General features: G+C 50.7%; 7 protein-coding genes. All 7 read left to right on the top strand.

Annotation, left to right across the window (positions count from 1 at the left end):
* The first annotated feature begins 2 nt into the window (after window positions 1-2).
* Complete coding sequence (locus tag DFQ01_RS03990; protein WP_110042584.1) at window positions 3-719, top strand: thioesterase II family protein; 717 nt, start codon at window positions 3-5, stop codon at window positions 717-719.
* 27 nt (window positions 720-746) lie between these two features.
* Window positions 747-2,759 carry a carbamoyltransferase family protein gene (locus DFQ01_RS03985; protein ID WP_110042583.1) on the top strand — a complete coding sequence of 671 codons (2,013 nt, stop codon included), beginning with the start codon at window positions 747-749 and terminating at the stop codon, window positions 2,757-2,759.
* Between the two features lie 43 nt (window positions 2,760-2,802).
* The gene (locus DFQ01_RS03980; RefSeq protein WP_110042582.1) at window positions 2,803-5,376 is read left to right on the top strand and encodes a non-ribosomal peptide synthetase; all 2,574 of its coding nucleotides are present in this window, start codon (window positions 2,803-2,805) and stop codon (window positions 5,374-5,376) included.
* A 27-nt stretch (window positions 5,377-5,403) separates the two neighbouring features.
* Window positions 5,404-9,279, top strand: coding sequence for a type I polyketide synthase (locus DFQ01_RS03975; RefSeq protein ID WP_110042581.1), 3,876 nt, complete (start codon window positions 5,404-5,406; stop codon window positions 9,277-9,279).
* 27 nt (window positions 9,280-9,306) lie between these two features.
* Complete coding sequence (locus DFQ01_RS03970; protein ID WP_110042580.1) at window positions 9,307-16,890, top strand: SDR family NAD(P)-dependent oxidoreductase; 7,584 nt, start codon at window positions 9,307-9,309, stop codon at window positions 16,888-16,890.
* A gap of 13 nt (window positions 16,891-16,903) precedes the next feature.
* On the top strand, window positions 16,904-20,779 hold the full coding sequence (locus tag DFQ01_RS03965) for an SDR family oxidoreductase (RefSeq protein ID WP_110042579.1): 3,876 nt from the start codon (window positions 16,904-16,906) through the stop codon (window positions 20,777-20,779).
* A gap of 17 nt (window positions 20,780-20,796) precedes the next feature.
* Window positions 20,797-23,599 (top strand): type I polyketide synthase (locus tag DFQ01_RS30965; RefSeq protein WP_281271969.1); only part of this gene is annotated, 2,803 nt, incomplete at its 3' end.

Genomic DNA, 23,599 nt, shown 5'->3' with positions numbered 1-23,599 from the left:
CAATGAGTAAATTGAAACTGTTCGCCTTTCCTTTCGCTGGTAGCTCGTCATTAGGCTATCTCAAATGGAAAAAATATTTGAGCGAGTCTATTGAATTGATGCCCGTCGAGCTAGCTGGCAGGGGAAGCCGAATGAAGAATCCATTTTATAAGAACTTTCAAGAGGCTGTCGACGATTTGTATGGACAGATCCAGAACGATATTCAGGACGAGCCTTACGCTTTTTTCGGTCATAGCATGGGCTCCGTGCTGGCGTATGAATTAGTTCACAAAATTAAGCAATTAGGACAGAGAGAACCGACTGTCATTTTTATGTCCGGCAGAAGGCCTCCGCATATCAATCGGAGAGAAATATTTGATTCCTCCTTCCCCGAGGAACAGTTGAAGGAAAATCTCCTTGAGCTTGGCGGTGCTACTAAGGAGTTGTTTGAAGATACCCAATTGGCACAAACGTTTATTCCAATCCTTCGGGCCGATTTTGAATTAATGGAGACCTACGTGTACGAGGCAAACAGGGAACCATTGACCGCCGCTATCCATGTGATGACCGGAATTGGAGATGCGGACGTTAATCGAACGGATTTGAAGGAATGGCGTAATCATACGACTAATGAGTGTACGATAGCCAAATTCAAGGGCGGACATTTTTATATCAATGACAGCTTCGGCATTATGATTCAACAAATCAACCGTGTATTAAACAGCATCCAAACCGCTTAAGCGTGTTCATGGAAGGTGGTTAATAAGATGAGAATTCTTGGGATAGCGGGAGGGATGGATTTCCCGCATGAAGATTTTTTTAAACCTACATTAACTTCAGGCGCAATGGTCCATGATTCTGCCGCAGTCTTAATTGAAGACGGGAAAGTGGTAGCTGCATTTGAAGAGGAGCGGCTCAACCGAATTAAACATACAGGCAAGTTCCCTGTTCATGCCATACAGAGCTGTCTGGATACGCAAGGGATTCAGCTGGGCGATATTGATAAAATCGTATACTACAGCGCAGAGCCACAGGCTAAATTTGAAACGATTACATACCGCAATCAATATCGCGATTTAACTTTCCGCGACCCTAAAGCGTGGTTGGCAGAACGACTTCAGCAATATTTTAATTTGAGCTATAGCAAGGAAGACATCGTATACGTAAACCATCATTATTGCCATGCAGCCAGTGCCTATTATATGTCCGGTTTCGACCAAAGTCTCGTAGTGACAATTGATGGCGCATCACCGGAAGGGGATGCAGGCATTATTTTCGATGCAAATAAGGATGCCATGAAACCTATTCATCATATTTCTAATAATGATAGTTTAGGAGGGTTTTATAACACCGTTATTGGATTACTTGGCTATTCTACACACGACGAATACAAAGTAATGGGATTGGCTCCATACGGCGATCCAAGCGTATTCAGACGACTTTTCAAGAAGGCGTATACGTTACTGCCGGACGGGAAATTTAGGCTGAACACGGGTTGGTATTTCGTGCTGATAGATGCACTGAATCCGAGGTTAAAAGGAGAGGAATTTACGCAGGAGCATAAAGACGTTGCGGCTGCATTGCAGGAAACGTTAGAACAAGTCGTCATGCATATGCTGACCCACTTCCAGAAGTCGACTGGACATACGAGGTTATGTCTAGCAGGAGGTGTGGCGCACAACTGCAGTCTGAACGGCAAAATATTATATTCGGGTCTGTTTGATGAAGTGTTTGTTCAGCCTGCCTCTCATGATGCGGGTAACGCGCTGGGCGGCGCGTTATTGTTATCCCGCAAGCTGAATGCTGACATTGGGACGGAAAAGCTGCGCCATCTTTATTGGGGAACGGATATTCCGGCAAGCGACACGTTGGATAAAGTGCTGAAGAAATGGGACAAATTCATCACTTTCAAAAAAGCGGACAATATCGTGGAGCTCACGGCAAGGCTGTTAGCGGAAGGTTCCGTAATCGGCTGGGTTCAGGGTCGATCCGAATTTGGTCCTCGCGCACTCGGAAATCGAAGTATATTGGCTGATCCAAGACCTGCGGAAAACAAAAAAATTATTAACGAAATGGTTAAAAAGAGGGAAGGATATCGGCCATTCGCGCCGTCTATTCTTGAGGAATATGTAAGCGATTATTACGAAATGCCTAGTACGAAGGCGCCTTATTCGTATATGAATTTCGTGCTTGCCACGAAACAAGATAAACAATCGTCGTTAGGCGCAGTCACCCACGTCGATGGGACCGCTCGAATCCAGACGGTATCCAGAGATGTAAACGAAAGATATTGGAGTTTAATCAATGAATTCCGGAAATTAACCGGAGTGCCTATTCTTTTGAATACATCGTTCAACAATAATGCGGAACCGATCGTCGATTCGGAAGAAGATGCGATTGTCAGCTTCTTGACGACTAATATTCACGCCTTGGTGATCGGCGATTATTTGATCGAGAAGAAAACGATCAGCAAGGACAATTATTTGGAGCTTATACCAGGCCGACTAGCGCAAGCAGAGCTGAAAAAATCGATAGGCAGCGGCGCCGACGGCAAAAGAAAAACGAACCATTACATTCGGCTTCACTTTGAGGAAAAGTACAAATCCACCATTTCTGAAGATGTGTTTCATATATTGGAGCGTGCGGAAGAAGAGAAGACTTTGGAAGAGTGGATAGAGCAATTCGAACATACGGATCTCGCAGCGCAAGAAATCATCGATGCCTGTATCGATCTGTGGTCGAAGCGGCTCATCACCTTGCGGCCTAGTTACGCCCTCTGATCGAACAATCAGAAGTAGCTATTAGAAGGAGGTGCAAACCCCGATGCAAAGTTCTCATTTGATCGCACTTATCCAGCCCTATGAAAACGATCATCAAAACGGCCTGACGTTTCTGAAAACGGGTAACCATGAGCACAACGTATCTTATGGTCAGCTGTACCGACGATCCTCAGCCGTGTTGGCGAAACTGCAACAAGCCGGCTTAAAGGCCGGCGATCAGCTCATCCTTCAAATTGAAGATAATGAGAAGTTTCTTTATGTTTTCTGGGCATGTATTTTAGGAGGAATCGTGGCGGTGCCCGTCACCGTGGGCAACAATCATGAGCATAATTTAAAGCTGTTTAAGATATGGGCAATGCTTGACCAACCGTATCTCGTTGCTTACCGGGACAGGGTGGACACCCTTCGCACGTTTTCCGCAGGGCGGCCGGAGGAAGCAGCGATGCCGCAGATGATGCAATCGACCTTGTATGCGGAGGAGCTCGTGGATGAACGGGATGAATCATTGAGCTCGCAGGCGGTCATTGCGTCGCCTTCGGAGAAAGACACGGCATTTATCCAGTTCTCTTCCGGTTCTACCGGCGAACCTAAAGGTGTTGTCTTATCCCATGAGAATCTAATCGCAAATTTGCGGGCGATAAGCATCGCTTTTGAAACGACGCCTAACGATTCCGTATTCGGGTGGATGCCGCTTACGCATGATATGGGGCTCATTGGATGTCACCTGTATCCCCTATACGCTAATATCAATCAGATTAGCATGCAGACTTGGTTATTCATAAGGCGGCCTGCGCTATGGTTTCAGAAAGCCGCCGAGTATCGGGCCACTATTCTGTTCGCTACTAATTTTGCATACAAATTTTTTCTTTCCTCCTTTAAACCTGCGGGCAAGGACCAAATGGATTTAAGGAGCGCTCGGCTGCTTGTGACGGGAGCTGAGCCCATTTCGCCAGACATCGAACGAGATTTGCTGAGCGTGCTGCAGCCTTACGGATTAAGCGAAAGAGCGATCTGCAACGTGTACGGATTGGCTGAGGCGACAGTTGGCGCAGCGATCCCGAAGGTGAAATCCGGGCTTATTGAGTTTCTTGTAGACCGGCGATATTTAAATATTGGAAATAAAATTCGCGAATGCACCCAGGGCGATCAGCATGTGCTGAAGCTTGTTGATGTCGGAGAAGCGATAGAAGATTGTGAAATTCGCATCGCTGACGTCGATGGTCTTGTATTTGAGGACGATATCATCGGTCACATTCAGATCAGAGGTAAGAATGTAACGAAAGGCTATTATAAGAATCCACAGGCGACCAATAAAGTGATGACGTCGGATGGATGGCTTGACACCGGTGACTTAGGGTTCATGAGGAAGGGTCGTCTCGTCATTACAGGCCGGGTAAAGGAACTCATTATCATTCAGGGACAAAATATATATCCCCACGATATCGAACGTCTAGCCACTGAAGTAGATGGGATACAACTGGGCGATGTAGCAGCAGTTGGCTCGTTGAATCAAGAAAGGCATGAAGAAGAGCTGCTGTTGTTTATTGCCTATACCAAAGCGCTTGAGCAATTTGCACCCCTCGCGCTTGAAGTAAGAAAGCATATTCTTGAAGCAACGGGCCTGGTTGTCTCCAAAGTGATTCCGATTCGGAAGGTGCCCAAAACGACAAGCGGCAAGATCCAGCGGATTCAATTGGCGGACAGATGGAGCAGCGGCGAGTTTGATGACATCTATCGGCGCCTATCCCAAGAAGACGATCATGCGCTGCTCCCAGCGAACGCTGAGACGGAGACCGAGACCGAGAAGACCATATTGGCGATTTGCCGGGAGCTGCTGGGGGCCCGAAATTTAAGTTTACACGATAATTTCAAAGACTATGGCATGTCCTCCATGCTGCTTTCTAAACTTTTTGAACGATTGAATGAACATTATCCAGGCAAGCTCAAGCTGACGGACATTTTTTCATACCCGACGGCCTATCAAATTGCGCGGCTTCAGCAGAACAAGAAGGAAGCTGCGATTGAAGGCATAGAAGTTCCGATTGAATACTGCGACCCCAATCGCATGACTTTCAAAAAGTATGAAATGGTACTGACGGAAGAAACGCAAGCCTGCTTCCAGCACTATGCGACTGCTGAAGGAATCAGCGTGCATGCCTTGCTCGCGACTGTACCGGCGCCAATCTTGTCTGGTTTGGCTCAACAGGATCACTGTATCCTACACATGATGCTGGAAGAAGAAGGGGTAGTCGTTCCAGTCTCGATCCCGGTTGCACAATTTTCGGATTATACAGAGCTGTGCACGTTTGTAAATCGCTTATCGAAGCGCAAAGATTTGTCCAGCTTCTTCGAGTGGTCGGAGCTTGAAGTCGTACCGAATCAGGCACCCGCAAACGCGATTCGTGTGCTGATCTACCGACGGAGCTTGATGCCGCGAACGCCAAAACCAAGCCAGTATTTCGAAATCGTTGTGGAACTGTTCGAGGAAGGAGAGCGGATGGGCGTGTACATGGAATTCAATCGTATGCTTGGCGAGCCATTCGCGGCCTCGTTCGTCCAGAACATGTCGAATGCCCTGCAAGCGCTCGAAGATTCTTTATTGGCCAAGGAATCGTAGACTTATTGTGACGAAAGGACGTACCGAATGAGCTCGCTAAAAATTGATGATCTGTATCGTCGGACAGATAGGCAATCCCTTATAAAAGATGTCTCTGAAACGTCATCCAAGGATATTGCCATAATCGGGATAGGGCTCAGATTTCCTTATGCGGCGAATTTGGTGGAATTTTGGGAGATTGTGCAAAACGGACTGGATTGTGTGAATGAGCTTTCTTATTCGCGCAGTGAGGATGCGAACCGTTATTTGAATTATATCGAGACGGATATGGAGAAGGTCAAGTATCTTCATTGTTCTTATCTAGAGGACATCGATCAGTTCGATTATGAAATGTTCAAAATGACGCCAAAGGAAGCGAGTCTAACGAGCCCTCTTCAGCGGATCTTTCTGCAAACCGCTTGGGAGGCGATTGAAGACGCCGGTTACGGCGGTGGGAAGATCGCAAACTCGAATACGGGTGTATTCGCCGGAATACTCGGGGATATTGATGGATTCAAATATAAAGAGATGATTGAGAACATAGATCCTTCTCTGCTGCCACTCTCGACTTCAGGCAATCTGGTCTCCATGATACCTGGAAGAGTTGCCTACACCTTTAATCTGAAAGGTCCGGCAATCGTAGTAGATACCGCATGTTCCTCTTCTCTTGTCTCGATCGATCTGGCGTGCAAATCGCTCCGGCGTGGAGATTGCGAGATGGCATTGGCTGGAGGGGTGAAACTATCGTTACTGCCCGTGGACCGATCTTATTATAAGATCGGCATTGAATCGTCCGATGCCGGTACGCATACGTTCAGTGATTCCGCTGACGGCTCCGGTTTAGGCGAAGGAGCAGGCGTTCTGCTGTTAAAACCTTTGCAACAAGCCATAAGGGACAATGACCAGATTTACGCTGTCATCAAGGGCAGCGCGACCAATCAAGACGGCATGTCCATGGGAATTACCGCGCCTAACCCAACATCGCAGCGAGATGTTCTGATCAAAGCCTGGGAGGATGCGGAGGTTGATCCTGAAACGATTTCGTTAATCGAAGCGCATGGGACGGCAACGATTCTGGGCGACACGGTTGAAATGGACGGGCTCACCCAAGCATTCAGCAGATATACGGCCAAAAAACAATTTTGCGCCATCGGCTCGGTTAAGAGCAACATCGGCCATTTATACGAAGCTGCGGGCATTGCCGGAATCATCAAGGCGACAGCAGCTTTAACCCATAAAAAACTTCCGCCGAGCATTAGCTTTGATTATCCGAACCGAAAAATCCCGTTTCACGCTTCCCCCGTTTACGTCAATACGGCTTTACGGACATGGCAGACGGGTCGCGCGCCGCGCAGATGCGGCGTCAGCTCATTCGGAATAAGCGGTACGAACTCACATGTCGTATTGGAAGAAGCTCCGGCGGCTCCTGCATATTCAGAATCACCTGCGTTGATTTTGACCTTGTCCGCCAAAGACGAGAGCTCCCTTCATCAGCTGATTTGTCGCATCCGAGAACATATCGCATCGAATCGGGAAAGAGCCTCCGATATTTGCTATTCAGCAAATACGGGACGTACACACCACCGTATCCGGCTGGCGGCTGTTGCCAAGGATGCAAATGAACTGCTCAGCATGCTGCTGGAGCTGGAACAAAAAGGACCATTCGATCGGCCTTCGTCGATGTTCTACTATCGCGCTAATTCAAGGCACAACTCCAATGAAGCGCAGCTTCGCAACAGTCGTGAACAATGCGAGCGGCTGCGGTTAAAGCTGAAGGATGCTTCCGTCTCCTGGGAAAGTCCATTGGACATGCTTCGAGAGACGGCGCAGGCTTATGTAGACATGGGAGATGTGGAATGGGAACTGGTATACAACGCTGAGCGCAGGGTGAGGGTGAACGCGCCCTTCGCGAATCTTTCGCCACAACGATGCTGGCTGCCGATTCCGGAGTCCGCTCCGATGCATCAAGCAGATGAGACGGTTCCTGCGTATTACGCATGGAAATGGGTGTCGCGACCGGCTGTACCGCAACCATACGCAGCGCAGAATGCCTGCATCCTCATCATGAAAGATCATCAAGGATATGGGGAATTCCTAGCAGAGCATTACAGACGGCAAGGCATTACAGTCATTGAAGCGGTGATAGGTGAACGATTTGCACAGCTGGCTCCTACATCATTCGAGTTGAGCGGGGAGGAAGATTATGTTCGGATGTTCTCTGATATCGAGGCAGGCCGCATCGATCAGATCATCCATTTGTCCAGTCTTGACACAGGACCGGTAAACGAATTAACGGACTTGCGAGCGTCACAACGGCGAGGGGTGCATGCCTTGTATGCCTTGATTCGAGCGTATATCCGTTGTCAACCGGCTTCCGACACGGATATTGTCCTGGTTGCGGCCAATGTGTATCAGGCGGGCGACGCGCCGCACCGGATCAGTCCCGAGCATGCAACGTTATTTGGTCTAGGCCAAGTGGTAGGCAAAGAGCATCCGCATCTGAAATGCAGATGCATGGATATTGATGAAATGACGAGCCCTAGCCAATTGCTTGAAGAAATCGCCTTAAAGGCCGGGTATTATCACACCGCTTTACGAGCAGGCGATTGTTACATTCAACAATTGTGTCCGGTAGGCGCGATGCCGTCGCAGCTTAATGCTTTGCCAATTCGAGAGTCGGGCGTATATGTCATAACCGGAGGTATGGGCGGAATCGGTTTGGAAACCGCCAGCCTTATTGTTGCACAAGCGAATGTACACGTTATTCTGCTCAGCCGTACGGAGTATCCAGCCAGAGAAGAGCGCGCAAGCTGGCTTGCTAGACATCCAGAACATTCACTTGCCGAGAAAATGACGCGTCTGATCGACATGGAGCGTAATGGTTCAACCATCGATTGCTTTGCCGTCGATATAGCGGACGAAGAGAGATTGTCGGAAGTTCTGGAGCGAGTAAGAGCTGTGTACGGTGACATTCATGGCATTATTCATGCCGCCGGCGTTGGAATGTCGGTCGATATGATGGACAAAGACGACAAACAATTTCGTGACGTTTTTGATCCAAAAGTGTATGGCACATGGCTGCTTCACCGGTTAACGGAACAGGACAACCTTGACTTCTTCTATCTATACTCGTCTGTTGCGACTTATTTCAGCGCTGCCGGTCAAAGCGACTACGTGGCCGCCAACGCTTATCTGGATTGCTTCAGCGAATATCGATCGAGCCAAGGCAAACCTTCCATCACAATCAACTGGTCTACGTGGAAAGAAGTTGGGATGGCTGCAAACATAGGTTTTGCTGTTGACACTATGTTTAAGGCGATGCGTACATCTTATGCGATGCAGGCGCTGTCGGGCGTCTCCGAGCTAGGCCTGCCACGGCTATTGATTGGTGAATTGAATTATGATTGGCCGCTCATTTCCAGCCTGAAATCTGGCATCTATCAATTGGATGCCTCAATTGAAATCCGGCTGAATGAAAGAAGCGGTTCGCGACGAGTACGGGAGAGCGCTGTTCCGTCAAGTGCTTCCATAACTAAACAAGCGGTCATCATGATGGGGAAAGAGCAAGAAGATTATTCCGAAGCAGAAGTTATCATCGCCGGGATTTGTAGAGATGTGCTGCAGTATCAGGAAATCCATATCGAGGATAGCTTCTTCGAGCTTGGTGCGGACTCGTTTCTATTGAAACAGATTCAAGCTAGATTGGAGCAAGCTTTGCCGGGCAAGACAACAATTGCGGATATCTTTGAGCATCCAAGCGTTGCCAAGCTGGCCCGATTTGTGGAACGCGAGTCGGTACCGATAAGCAAGAAGGTGACCAAGTCAGATGAAGAGCTGGAGGCGCAGCTTCACGACCTCGTAGACAGTATTGACTCAGGGACTGCCTCACTCGATGAGATCATCTCCATGCTGGATAAAATCTGAAGATTCACAATTTGGGGAGAAATCGCGATGGAACAAATTTATAAGTACGTCGTGGAAAATATACGCGATGGAAAAATTAATAAAGGCACGGCTGTCGAACTGCTGAAGATGTTGAAGGGACAGGAACGGGCCGACTCCAAGGACATCGCAATAATCGGAATGGATGTCCGATTGCCCTTTGCTGACAGCACGGAAGATTTCTGGAAAGTTATAGAAAGTGGAACGGATTGTATCGGGCCGTTTCCTTCCGAGCGTGTGAAAGACCTCGCTAGTTATTATGAGAGAGCGGGACAAGCTGCGGATAAGGTACGGTTTGCCGATGGCGCCTATCTTCACGATGTCGACAAGTTCGACTATCGCTTCTTTAAGCTTTCGCCTAAGGAAGCGAGTCTTATGGACCCGAATCAGAGAATCTTCCTTGAAACCGTGTGGCGAACGATCGAAGATGCCGGTTATGGAGGTACTCGTCTCGCTGGCAGCAAAACGGGGGTTTATGTCGGATACGCCAGCAACGTTCGTGATAGCTACAGTCGCTTGATTTACGATACGAAGGAATTTGACGCCACTTCTATCGTGGGCAACCTGTCCGCTATATTGCCTAGCCGAATATCCTACTACCTTGATTTGAAGGGACCAACCATGGTTGTGGATACGGCTTGTTCTTCTTCCCTTGTTTCGGTCAAGCTGGCTTGCGATGCTCTGCGCAACGGTCAGTGCGACATGGCTATTGCGGGAGGCGTCAAGCTGAGCTTATTTCCGGAGATCAAGGCGAATGAAAAAATAGGCATTGAATCGAGCGATGGCAGAACAAGGGCATTTGACGATAGGGCCGATGGTGCGGGCACGGGCGAGGGTGTCGCGGCAATCCTGTTGAAGCCGCTGCGGCAAGCGCTTAAGGATGGAGACCAAATATACGCCGTCATCAAAGGAGCTGCAGTTAATCAGGACGGCTATTCGATCGGCATTACGGCGCCAAATCCGGCATCCCAAGCAGAGGTGCTGGCCGAAGCATGGAATGACGCGGGGATTGATCCGGAGACCATTGCCTATATCGAAACGCATGGTACGGGCACACATCTTGGCGACCCGATAGAAGTAAAAGGAATTTCCAATGCCTTCGCCCGATTCACCGATCGCAAGCAGTTTTGCGCGATCAGTTCGCTTAAAACTTCTACCGGTCATCTGTACGAGGCTGCGGGGATTGCCAATCTGATCAAGGCCGTTCTCGCTCTTAGAAACTCGACGATTCCTAGCACGAACAATTTTAAACTGCCGAACAGGACGATTCCTTTCTCGGGTTCGCCGGTATACGTCAACGCGGGAAATCGGAAATGGCTTGCATCGAATCACCCTAGGAGATGTGGCGTTAGTTCATTCGGGATCAGCGGCACGAACTGCCACATTGTATTGGAAGAGGCGCCTCAACCATCGTTTGACGTGTCTGATAAGACAGGTCCGTTTATTTTTACAATGTCCGCCCATTCCAAACAATCGCTAAAGGAACTCGCATGCCAATATTCGGACGCGCTTCACAGCATGGATGCCAGAACTTCGCTGGAAGTGATCAGCTATACGGTTACGGTAGGGCGCGGCCATTACGGTTATCGTGTGGCATTTCCTTTTGAAAGCTTGTCCGATTTACGGAATAAAGTGGACAAATTTGTTGAAAGCGCAGAAAACGATGGAATCGCCAATCCTCCCATCGATCAGAAAAAGGAAAAAACGGCCGAATGGCGCATTATCCAGAATAAAGCCAAACAGCTTGTGGCGAGGCTTGCCAAACAAGAGGAGAGAACGCCAGAAGGATGGTCCGAGCTTTGTGAAGTTTACAAGCAAGGCGCCGATATCCAATGGCCGCTTCTATTTGAAGGTGCGGCCCCCGGCGTAGTTCGGCTGCCCGCATACGTTTTTGATAAATTGCGATGCTGGGCGGAGTTCGACTCCGTCGGTGCTGCGGCCGAGAAGAAATTGTTCTACAGAATGAATTGGAAGCCGGAGCCGTTCGAGAAATCGTCGCTTCGCGTGGAAACGCCGGTTACCGGCACCATGCTTGTATTTAATGATCATACCGGTTTGGGCAGGCGCATCGCCCAAGTATTCAAGGACAACAATTGCGATGTCGTAGAAGTTGATTTGGGCCATAACTTTGAGCAGACGGAGTATGGCTACAAGATGGAGAGCTCGGAAGAGAGCTTCCTCCGTCTGATCGATGCATTGAAAGGCAGACAGATATCGAGAATCGTTCATCTATGGGGGCTTGGACGAGACAATCCTACCCATTTGGATGAATTGAGAGAATCACAACAAGCGGGCTTGTACAGCCTTTTTTATATGACCAAAGCACTGATAAACGAATATCCGAGCAAAGATACCATCCAGATGACGGTGATCGGGGATTCGGTGTTCGGAATCAGCGGTGAAGAGAAGGAAATAAAACCGTCTTCATCGTCCATGTTCGGCTTGGCCAAAGTAATCACGCAAGAATATCCTCATCTGAAATGCAGGTGTCTGGATGTCGGCGAGCTTCCTGCGCTGGAACAGATCACGAATGAAATTGAATATCCTTCGCTGAAGTCCTTCCTCGTCGGTTTGAGGGGTGACAAGCGGTTCGTCGAGCAATTCGAGGAATGGGATAGGAAGCCGGATTCGGTGCCAGCATACCGATGGAAAACCGATGGCGTTTATGTTCTGACGGGCGGGACCGGCGGCATCGGTCTTGAAATTGCCGATTCAATAGCGGACTATTCAGGTGTCAAAATGGCGTTGCTGGGCAGAACTCCGCTGCCGCCTCGACAGCAATGGGAGGCTGTATTGGCGTCTTCTAACGACACGGAGAGCGTTGAACGGATTAAGAAAATGATTCAACTGGAAAGAAAAGGCGCGAAAGTCGCGTATTATTCCGTCGACATCGCTGAAATGGCTGCATGCGAGGAGCTCTTCGCCAAACTCCGCGACACTTATGGAACCATCAACGGGGTCATCCACGGAGCGGGCATTCCAGGGGACGGATTCCTAGCAAGAAAGTCTGAAGAGCGGTTTGCTCAGGTCATTGAACCCAAAATCGACGGCTGCTGGATTTTGGACCAAATAACCGATGGGGACGACCTCGACTTCTTCATTATTTTCTCCTCCGGCGTTTCGATCATTGGAGAGATTGGCCAGGGAGATTATGTTGCGGCTAACAGCTACTTGGATGCTTTCTCGGCATATCGCAAAAAGCGGGGCAAGCCTTCCGTCACGATCGACTGGGTATCGTGGAAATCAGCGGGCATGGCTGTTAAATACGGATTTAATAAGGATTTGATTTTCAAAGCGATCGATACGAAATCCGCAGTAGAAGCCTTCCATAAGGTCATCCAAGCGCCTATCGATAGACTTGTAATCGGCGAGCCTCATGTGGAGGGAGAGCATTTTCTACTGCTGGAACATATGGAGTTCCATCTATCGGACGCTTTCAAAACGATCATCGCGAAACAAAAAGCATTGAATGGAGCCAAGGTGCCGGGCGTAGCACAAGCGATCACTGCGACAATCCCGGACGTCAAGCTTACGGGTCGTGATGAGGGAATCTATTCCGACTTTGAGCGGACCATTGGAGGCTTTTACCGGGAAATTCTTGGCTTCAATGAGATCGATGTATTCGACAGCTTCTTTGAGCTGGGCGGAGACTCGGTGATGCTGTCCAAATTGCATCAACTCATCGAGCATTTCTACCCAGGATCATTGAAACTGGCGGATCTGTTTACGTTTACTTCGGTGTCAAAGCTTGCCGCTCATATCGGGTTGGAGACGCAAGACAATCGGAATATAGCCGCCGACGCTTCCAGAATGACGTTCCGTGCAACGGAAAGCGAAGACATCGCCGTTATCGGCTTGGCCGCGCGGTTGCCGATGGCCGACAATGCGGACCAATACTACGAGAATATTCGAGCGGGTATAGATTGTGCGGTTGCATTCCCTGAATATCGTAAGCAGGACATGAACGAGTACTTGAGCTTTGCTGAGGGGACGCTGCCAGCGGACATCCGTTACCACAATGGCGCCTTTCTCGACCGTATAGATGAGTTTGATTACCGATTCTTCAAGCTTACCCCTGCCGAGGCCAAGCTGATGGATCCGCATCAACGGCTTTTTCTGCAGACCGTATGGCATGCCATAGAGGATGCGGGGTATGGCGGCGGTAAATTGGTTGGCTCCAAAACGGGCGTTTACATGGGATTTGCCGGTAACATCAAAGATTCCTACCAGAAATTGATTCTGGATGCGGACCCGGAGTCGATCCCGATATCTGCGGTTGGCAATATCGTAGCGATGATGCCTAGCAGAATCTCTTATTTGCTTGATCTTACTGGTCCAACGATGGTCATCGACACGGCATGCTCCTCGACGCTTGTTGCGCTTCACACGGCATGTATGGGCATGAAGCGCGGCGATTGCGAGACGGCGCTCGTAGGAGGCGTGCGGATCAATCTACTCCCTCTTGACAGGGAGTATATGAAGATCGGCATTGAATCGTCCAACGGCAGAACAATGACGTTCGACGAAACGGCGACGGGTTCGGGAAGCGGCGAAGGCGTAACGGCTGTGATGCTTAAGCCGCTGAGCCAGGCTGTTGAAGATGGAGATCAAATTTATTGTGTCATAAAAGGCAGCTCGATTAATCAAGACGGCGCGTCAATCGGTATTACCGCGCCGAACCCTGAAGCGCAAACAAAGGTTCTTCTCCGTGCGTGGGAAGCTTCGGGCGTTTCACCCGAATCGCTGGCATTTATCGAAGCGCATGGTACTGCGACGGCATTGGGCGACCCTATCGAGATCAAAGCCTTGCAGCAAGCATTCGAAAAGTATACGGACAAGAAGCACATTTGCGCCATCGGCACCGTCAAGACCAATGTTGGCCATCTCTATGAAGGCGCGGGGCTTGCCGGATTTATCAAGGCAGCAATGGCGTTGAAGCATAGAGAAGTGCCGCCTACGATCAACTTCCATAAACCGAACAGCAGAATAGATTTCTCCAACTCTCCAGTCTACGTGAATCGCGTTCTGCGCAAGTGGACAGACGCCGAGCAGCCAATGCGCTGTGCGGTAAGTTCATTCGGATTCAGCGGAACGAATTGCCATATCGTGATGGAGGAAGCGCCGGCTAACGAGGTCTCGTCCGTTCCGGCTGAGTCATTCCCGTTTATGCTGTCCGCCAACTCGACCGCCTCGCTTGTGAGAATGCTGGATGATTATTTGGATCGATTGAATAGGAATGCAACCGATTCGCTTGCCGGCATTTGCTACACGGTGGCCACCGGGCGGGATCACAAGTCGGTTCGGCTAGCATTCGCAGTCCGCACATCCGAGGAACTCGTGAGTAAATTGACGGATGCGAGAATACGGCTGCAGCTTCAACCGATCCAGGCGCTGAAGAAGGAAGAAGTGGCGGACCGTGTACGTCACGAGATGCAGCGTCAGGTCGAGGAATGGGTTGGAAAAGCCGAGGATGGCTATGCACCTGATCGCGCCGAATGGCTGGAGAAGCTATGCGAATTATATATCGCCGGAGCCTATGTTCCGTGGGAGCGGCTGTATAAGGGGATGCACATCAAGAAGGTTAGTCTCCCCGGCTATGCGTTTGAGCGGAACCGGTGCTGGCTGGATATTCCGAAAGGTGTGGCAAAAGCGGCGGCGAATCGGGTGGAAAGCGGCGGAGAAGACACGTTTTACGCATTGAAGTGGGAGTCCTTGCCGCTTGTGACGTCAGACGAGCCGTCCCTGTCGGAAGGGGTTGTGCTCGTGTTGTCTGACGGCAATCCGATCAGCGGATTGCTCGCCAGCCGTTTCCGGGAGAAAGGAATGGATGTCCTGGAAGCGGAATTCGGAGATCGCTTTGAGCAAAAGGCCCAGTGGCACTATGTGGTCCGCGGTGACGAGGAAGATTTCATTCGCCTGCTAGAACCTCATGCTTCTGGACTTCGCCGGATTGTGCAGGCCATTGGCTTTGGCGCCTCTCCGGATTCGCTGGAAGAGCTGGAACGAAACCAGCATATCGGGACATACAGCCTGTTCCAGCTGGCCAGAGCGGTGGCGAAGCTGGAAACGACACAAGAGATGGACATTGTGCTTCTTACGGAAACGGCCGTGAAGGTCACGGGAGAAGAGGCATGCATCCGGCCTGAACAAGCGACGCTTGCCGGCTTGGGCAAAGCGGTGCGGAAGGAACATGCCAATCTGATTTGCCGAAACATTGACATTGATCCAGAGACGCCGGCGGTGCGAATCGCCGAAGAGATCGACTGCATGCAGCAGGGGATTTACCGCATTGCCTATCGTCAAGGGCAGCGGTATGCGGAGAAGCTGGAAGCGGTAGATATGGCGGCGGCACCTGAGAAACCGGTGGAGCTGCGGGAGAATGGCGTATACGTCGTGACAGGCGGACTAGGGGGCATCGGGCTGGAGGTCGCGAAGTATTTGGCGGCCCGGCAGAAGGTGCGTCTCATGATGATCAACCGGACTCCGATGCCGGATCGCCGAGAGTGGGCGGACTTAGTGGAGAGCGGCGAAGACGTGGAAGCGCGCCGCAAGATTGAGGCCATCCGGCAGATCGAAGAGCTGGGAGCGCAGGTGGACTGCTTCAGCGCGGATGTGGCGGACCTGCCGCGGATGCGCGAGGTGATGGGCGATATCAAGGCAAGGCACGGAGTTATCCATGGCGTGATCCATGGAGCCGGCGTCGGCGGCGCGGAGCTGATCACTAACCGCAAGGCCGAGGATTTCCGCGCGGTGTTCTCGCCGAAGGTGCATGGCACATGGATTCTGGGCGAATTGACGCGGAATGAGAAGCTTGACTTCTTTGTACTGTTCTCTTCGATTGCCACGCTTATAACCGCGCCGGGCCAAGGGGATTACATCGCGGCGAATGCGTATTTGGATGCATTCGCACAAAGCCGCAGCAATCGCGGCGAGCGGGCCTTGGCTATCAATTGGTCTACATGGCGCGAAACGGGGATGTCCGTGAAGCATAACTTCACGGTGGACACATTGTTCAAGTCGATATCGACAAAGAATGCGATCGAACGGTTTGACGATGTGTTCCATCGCAGCATCTCCAACGTGCTGATCGGCGAGATTCATTTTGACGGACCTTTCGTCAGAATGTTAAAAACAACGCTGTTCGGGTTGTCTGATCCATTGAAGAATAGAGTGGATGCTCGGACAAGCAGCAACAAAGGCGATAGCCGGAGCTCCGGTAAGAAAGAGGTCCGATTGTCTGGCGACGAGTCACAATCGAACACCGAAGCCAAGCTGGGGCAGATATGCCAATCGTTCCTTGGATTCGACGAAATGGACGTACACGATAACTTCTTCGAATTGGGCGCCGACTCCATTATTTTGACGCGAATGCAAGCTCAGATTGACAAAGAGTATCCAGGTATTGTGAATATAACCGACATATTCGAGCACACAACGATCTACAAGCTGGCTCAATTCATTGATGGCAAGTTAATTGCTGCTGAACCAATGGCAGAGGAGTCAGCTCCGGACGAGTTAAGAACGGTGTTCGACGAACTGCTGAACGATCATATGAGTCCGGAGAAAGCATTAGAAGCGTTGAAGCGTTTATAGAGGGAGGATCGACGTGGAGCAGCTCTTAAGAATGGTCGTTGACGGAGCAAGCCGTGGCAAAATCGACAAAGAAACGGCGATCCAACTCGTTAATCAGATCAAGGAATCGGAAAGCACGCATGAAGATGTGGCGATCATCGGCATGTCAGGTCAAATGCCGATGGCCGAGTCCCCTGCGGAATACTGGGCGAATCTGGAATCCGGGCTTGATTGCGTAACGGCATTTCCGGAGACGAGAAAAAATGATATCACAAAGTATTTGAGACATGTGGGTACGGAAAATCCCCGATTTAGCGAAAACGCATACTTAGGCGAAATTGACAAATTTGATCATGCTTTCTTTAAGCTTTCGTATAAAGAAGCTTCATTAATGGACCCGCACCAACGCTTATTTTTGGTTAATGCCTGGCAGGCCATAGAGGATGCCGGATATGGCGGAGGGAAAATTTCGGGCACCAAAACCGGAGTATATGCCGGCTTTGCGAGCAGCCTGCGGGATATGTATATCAAACAGGTGTATGAGACGGACCCCGAATCCTTGCCTTTGGCAATGGTAGGGAACTTGCCTGCCGTTCTTCCAAGCCGCATTTCGTATTTGCTCGACTTGAAAGGGCCATCGATGCTTATCGACACCGCGTGTTCGTCTTCCCTTGTGTCGATTGCGCTCGCCGTAGAAGCTCTGCGGAAGAAGACGTGCGAAATGGTGTTGGCCGGTGGAATCAAGATTAATCTGATGCCGCTGGATAACGAGAACATGAAGATAGGCATTGAGTCCTCCGACAGCAGGACGCGCGCATTCAACCATCACACATCCGGGTCAGGAATCGGAGAGGGCGTAGGCGTCGTACTGCTTAAACCGTTAAGTCGGGCGCTGAAGGATCGCGATCACATTTACGCGGTCGTCAAGGGGTGTGCGGTTAATCAGGACGGCAGGTCGGTAGGACTGACGGCTCCCAACCCGGCAGCCCAAAGGGAAGTAATGATTCAAGCATGGAAAGACAGCGGTATTGACCCGGCGACGATCTCCTATATCGAGACGCACGGGACAGGAACTAAGATTGGCGATCCAATCGAGATACGGGGAATTGAAGAGGCGTTTCGGGGTTACACGAACAAGAAGCAATTTTGTGCGATTGGATCTGTGAAGACCAACATCGGGCATGCCTCTGAGGCGGCAGGGATATTCGGCGTAATCAAAATTGTGCAAGCGATGCGCAACAGGAAGCTTCCGCCAAGCCTGTATTTTCAAGTTCCTAACCGTACCATTGCTTTCGAGAAGTCGCCGGTCTATGTCAATACGGCCCTGCGGGAATGGCCGAGCTCCGGGCAGTATCCAAGGAGGGCAGGCATAAGCGGATTTGGCATAAGCGGAACGAATTGCCACATCGTTCTGGAGGAGGCGCCGGCCGTTCCGGAAAGAAGCGAGGGATTACCTGTTTATCTGCTCGCGATATCTGCGGACAACGAGGAAAGCTTAAGAGAATTGGCGCTGCGATATCGGTCGTGGCTGCTGGTTAACGAGGACTGTTCCTTGCTAGATTTCTGCTATACCGCAAACACAGGGAGAGGCCATTACAGCGATCGGGTCATATGCAAATTTGAAACCCGAGAAGAAGTCGTGGCGCAGCTCGGACGCTGGCTGAACGGCGAGGTGGCCGCTGGCGTGCTGGAAAGAATTCGGACGCACAGCAAGTCGAAGCCGGAAGCCGCCCTGACGGAGGCTGAAAAACGTGCGCTAACGGAAGAAGCAGAAGGTATCTGTGCCGAGTACCTGCTTTCTTCCCGGACAGATGTCACTTGCTTGAGCCGTCTGATGGAGCAATACATCGCAGGAGCGGATTTCGTCTGGGACGGATTTTTCAAAGATCGTGTCTGCCATAAGGTGAGTCTTCCCGTGTATCCGTTTCGTAGGACGCGCTGCTGGCTGGATCTTCCGGAAATACCGTTGGCGGCTTCATCGCAAGAGTCCTATTACTACCAGGTTTCTTGGATCGAATCTCCGGCCCCGGCAGCGGAGCCTATTAAAGAGGATACGGTGATCGTATTTGGCTCAGAAGAGCACGATACCGACCAGATTGCCGAGAAGTTCTCGTTGAACGGTGCAGATGTGGTTCGAGTCAGCTTTGGTTCGCAGTTTGAGGCCGACGGTAACCGCATTGTCGTCACTGGAACACCGGATGATTTCGAAGCTCTCGTCAAGATGATGGAAACCCGCAAGCTTAGCCGGATCTTATATGGGGTTCCGCTCGGCGATCGGCAGGCGAACACGTTGGACGAGTTGCTGGAAAGTCAAAAGGTGGGCGTGTACAGCTTGGTCTATCTGATCCAAAGCATGGTGCGTCACGGCATGGATCAGCATATTGCCATCCAAATTGTCGGTCGCAATCTTTATGCGGTGAGCGGTCAGGAGAAAGAAATGAGGCCGGAGTTTGCGACACTCGCCGCCTTAGGAAAGACAGTCAGCTTGGAGCACCCCGGAATCCGAGTTAGAACCGTTGATTTCGACGATGTATTCTCGCTTGAGGACTTGTGGGTCGAGATGTATCGAAATGACCCTATGTATCAAGCTGCCTATCGTCAAGGCAAGCGATATGTGGAACGGTTTGAGGAAGTACAAGCGGAAACGCTGCAGGAAGAAACCGTGCAGATCGCAGAGAACGGCGTCTATCTCATCACGGGTGGAACAGGTGGCATGGGCCTGGAGCTAGCTCATTCTTTGTCGCTTCGAAATCGGGTCCGTCTCGTACTCATCAGCAGGTCCGGATTGCCTCCTAGAGAGGAATGGGAGGAATTGGTGAATGCCGGCAAGGATTCCTCCATGCGCTCCCGGCTTATGAAAGTGATGGAGATTGCGTCCAATGGCTCGGAGATACTGTCGATTGCGGCAGATGTATCGGACCCCGATCAAATGAGGGCGGCTATCGAGCTTGTTCGTGAACAATACGGAACCATCCATGGCATCGTGCATGCCGCAGGGGTTCCCGGCGAAGGATTCCTTCTGAACAAAAGTCGGCAGGCTTTCGATACTGTTTTCAATCCGAAGGTGTATGGAACTTGGCTGATTGATTCTCTTACAAGAGAGTTCCGGCCGGAATTTATGGTTCTCTGCTCGTCCGGTCTTTCCATTCTAAGCGAGCCGGGTCATGGCGATTACACGGCAGCGAACGCTTACTTGGATCTTTACGCGAAAGCCAGGGCTAGAACCGGACTAAAGACGCTTACGATCAACTGGACCACGTGGAAAGAAACCGGGATGGCAGTCGAATATGGCTTCAATTACGACACATTCTTCAAGGCGATGCCTACCTCGTTCGCGATCGAACGTTTCTATGAAGCGCTTGACCATAAGATAACGAACGTCTTGATCGGCGAGTTCAGCTATTTGCCGCAGTTTCTCGCTTTACTGGATCATTTGCCTTTTATGCTCTCGGACTCGGTACAGGATAAATGCCGTCGGGCTCTGGAAAACAGCGGCAAGAAACAGATTCAAGCAGGACCAAACATACAGACGGCCCGCAATGTCGATTTGATCGGCGGCTCGGATTTTACGGAAATCGAGAAGGAAGTTGCCCAAATCTATTACGAGGTTCTAGGTTCTGCAGAGATTAATATCGATGACGGCTTCTTCGAATTGGGCGGCGATTCGGTCATATTGAATCGAATGCACGCTTTAATAGAGAAGAAGTTTCCCGGAACGGTTAAGCTTATCGACCTGTTCAATTACACAACGGTTCGTAAATTATCCAAACATATCGCAGAGAAAACCGGAAAGAGCACGACAGCGAAGGCGGAATCTACCGAATTGGAATCTATCACGAGTATGCTCGAGCAGCTTCAAAGCGGTGATATGAACTTGGAAGAAGCGGTTAAGCATTTTATCGACTCCTAGGAGGTGATGGAACGAAGATGGAAAAGATCGTGCGGCTAGTGCTCGATCGGGCTTCCAACGGCATGATGGATAAGCAGACGGCTGCCCAAATCCTTAGTCTGTTAAAAACCGAGGAAATAAAGCCAAGACAAGAGATTGCCGTTATCGGCGTGGCTGCGCATTTGCCGCGAGTGGATAATCTGGACCAGTTCTGGGAAGCGGTCATGAATCAGGTCGATTTCATCGGGGATGTACCGGATCAGCGAAAGGCCGATTTGGACGACTATCTGGCTTATGCAGACCATATTTTTGGGGATCAAATGAAATACCTTTCGGGCGCTTATCTGGAAGACATCGATAAGTTCGATCCGCAATTGTTTCGTTTGTCGCCTAGGGAAGCAAGCTTGATGGATCCTCATCAACGTCTGTTCCTGCAGGTCGCGTGGCGGGTCATTGAGGATGCGGGCTACGCCGGCGGCAAAATCAGCGGGTCGAAAACGGGTGTTTATGTAGGCTTCGCGAGCAATGCCAAGGACAATTATCAGAAGATGATTTTCGACGTGGATTCGGGATTAATGTCGTCGGCAGGGGTTGGCAATGTGACAGCTATGCTGCCTAGCCGTATCTCCTATCTGCTGGATTTGAAAGGTCCAAGCATGGTTATCGATACGGCTTGCTCCTCTGCCTTAATTGCGGTTCATACGGCTTGCCAAGCCATTCGTAATGGAGATTGCGAGATGGCCATAGCAGGATCGGTAAGGATGAATCTGCTCCCGGTCGATCAAGATTTTCTGAAGTTTGGCTTGGAATCTTCCGACGGCAAAACACGCACATTCGATGATAAATCGGACGGGGCAGGAATGGGAGAAGGCGTCATTGCGGTGCTGCTTAAGCCGCTCGACAAAGCCGTTCGCGATAAAGACCATATCTATGCGGTGATCAAAGGCAATGCGGTCAATCAAGACGGAACATCGATTGGCTTGACTGCCCCTAACCCGGAAGCTCAGAAGGACGTGATCCTGAAGGCATGGGACCATGCGGGCATCCATCCGGAAACACTCTCATATATCGAATCCCATGGGACGGGAACGGTTCTCGGAGATCCGATCGAATTGGATGGGCTTGAAAGAGCCTTTCGTGAACATACCGACAAAAAACAGTTTTGCGCCATCGGTTCGCTCAAAACTAATTTGGGACATTTATTCGAAAGCGCTGGATTGGCCGGCTTTGTAAAATGCATGCTGATGTTCAAGCATCGAAAGATTCCACCCATGTTGTTTTTCGAGCGACCGAACGCAAGAGTAGACTTCTCGCAGCTTCCCGTCTATGTGAATAACAAACCGTCGGAATGGCGTGCGTCCGGGTCGGGTACCCCGCTGCGGTGCGGCATTAGCTCATTTGGATTCAGCGGGACGAATTGCCATATGGTGCTTGAGGAGCCGCCGACTCCGCAAGAGGAAGCAGCAGAAAATATCGGTCCATTCCTTTGTGTTCTGTCGGCCAAAACGCAAAGTGCGCTCATGCGGAGCGTGCACAACTTATTGGCACATCTTGAGCGTCATCATCCTGCGATTCAAGATGTTGGTTACACATTGGCGACCGGAAGAAATCACTTCAACTGCAGGCTTGCATTAATCGCAGTGGATACAGCAGAACTTGTAAGCCAATTACGAGGAATTGCTGTGAGCGGGTTCGCTTCTTCTCGGCTGGAAGGCGTTCAATGGGGCGAATACAAGGTGGTGCCTTCGAACAAGGCCAATCTTGCGGAGACGGAAATGTATGAGAAGGACCAACGCGTGCTGACGGAAAGCGCAACATTAGTCACGGATTCTGTCTCACCTGGTCTGAGACTACCGCTCGAACGCATCAGCGAGCTCTATGTAAGAGGCGCGGACATTCCTTGGGAGCTTGTTTATCGATTCAGCGGAGCCCGGAAGGTAAGTCTCCCTGGTTACGCATTTGAGCGGAACCGGTGCTGGCTGGATATCCCGAAAGGTGTGGGAAAAGCGGCAGCCAATCGGGTGGAAAGCGGCGGAGAAGACAGGTTCTACGCATTAAAGTGGGAGTCCTTGCCGTTTGTGACGGCGGACGAGCCGTCCCTGTCAGAAGGGGTTGCGCTCGTGCTGTCTGACGGCAATCCGATGAGCGGATTGCTCGCCAGCCGTTTCCGGGAGAGAGGAATGGATGTCCTGGAAGCGGAATTCGGAGATCGCTTTGAGCAAAAGACGGAGTGGCATTATGTGATCCGCGGTGATGAGGAAGAATTCATTCGTCTGCTAGAACCGCATGCTTCCAAACTTCGTCGGGTTGTACAGGCCATTGGCTTCGGCGCTTCTCCAGATTCGCTGGAAGAGCTGGAACGAATCCAGCATATCGGGACATACAGTCTGTTCCAACTGGCCAGAGCGGTGGCGAAGCTGGAAATAGCACAAGAGATGGACATCGTGCTTCTTACGGAAACGGCCGTGAAGGTAACAGGAGAAGAGGCGTGCATCCGGCCTGAACAAGCGACGCTTGCCGGCTTGGGCAAAGTGGTCCGGAAGGAGCATGCCAACCTGATTTGCCGAAACGTTGACATTGACCCGGATACGCCGGCGGTGCGAATCGCGGAAGAGATCGACTGCATGCAGCAGGAGATTTACCGCATTGCCTATCGTCTAGGGCAGCGGTATGCGGAGAAGCTGGAAGCGGTGGATATGGCGGCGGTACCTGAGAAGCCGGTGGAGCTGCGGGAGAACGGCGTATACGTCGTGACAGGCGGACTAGGGGGCATCGGGCTGGAGGTCGCGAAGTATTTGGCGGCCCGGCAGAAGGTGCGTCTCATGATGATCAACCGGACAC

The sequence above is a fragment of the Paenibacillus cellulosilyticus genome, from assembly GCF_003182255.1.
Classification (GTDB): Bacteria; Bacillota; Bacilli; order Paenibacillales; family Paenibacillaceae; genus Paenibacillus_T; species Paenibacillus_T cellulosilyticus.
Note: the sequence above shows the minus strand (reverse complement) of the source record. Positions and strands in the feature narration are given on the sequence as shown.

Excerpts from the sequence above, each read along its gene's own strand:
- DFQ01_RS03990 (WP_110042584.1), top strand. The coding sequence starts at position 3 with ATGAGTAAATTGAAACTGTTCGCCTTTCCTTTCGCTGGTAGCTCGTCA.
- DFQ01_RS03985 (WP_110042583.1), top strand. The coding sequence starts at position 747 with ATGAGAATTCTTGGGATAGCGGGAGGGATGGATTTCCCGCATGAAGAT.
- DFQ01_RS03980 (WP_110042582.1), top strand. The coding sequence starts at position 2,803 with ATGCAAAGTTCTCATTTGATCGCACTTATCCAGCCCTATGAAAACGAT.
- DFQ01_RS03975 (WP_110042581.1), top strand. The coding sequence starts at position 5,404 with ATGAGCTCGCTAAAAATTGATGATCTGTATCGTCGGACAGATAGGCAA.
- DFQ01_RS03970 (WP_110042580.1), top strand. The coding sequence starts at position 9,307 with ATGGAACAAATTTATAAGTACGTCGTGGAAAATATACGCGATGGAAAA.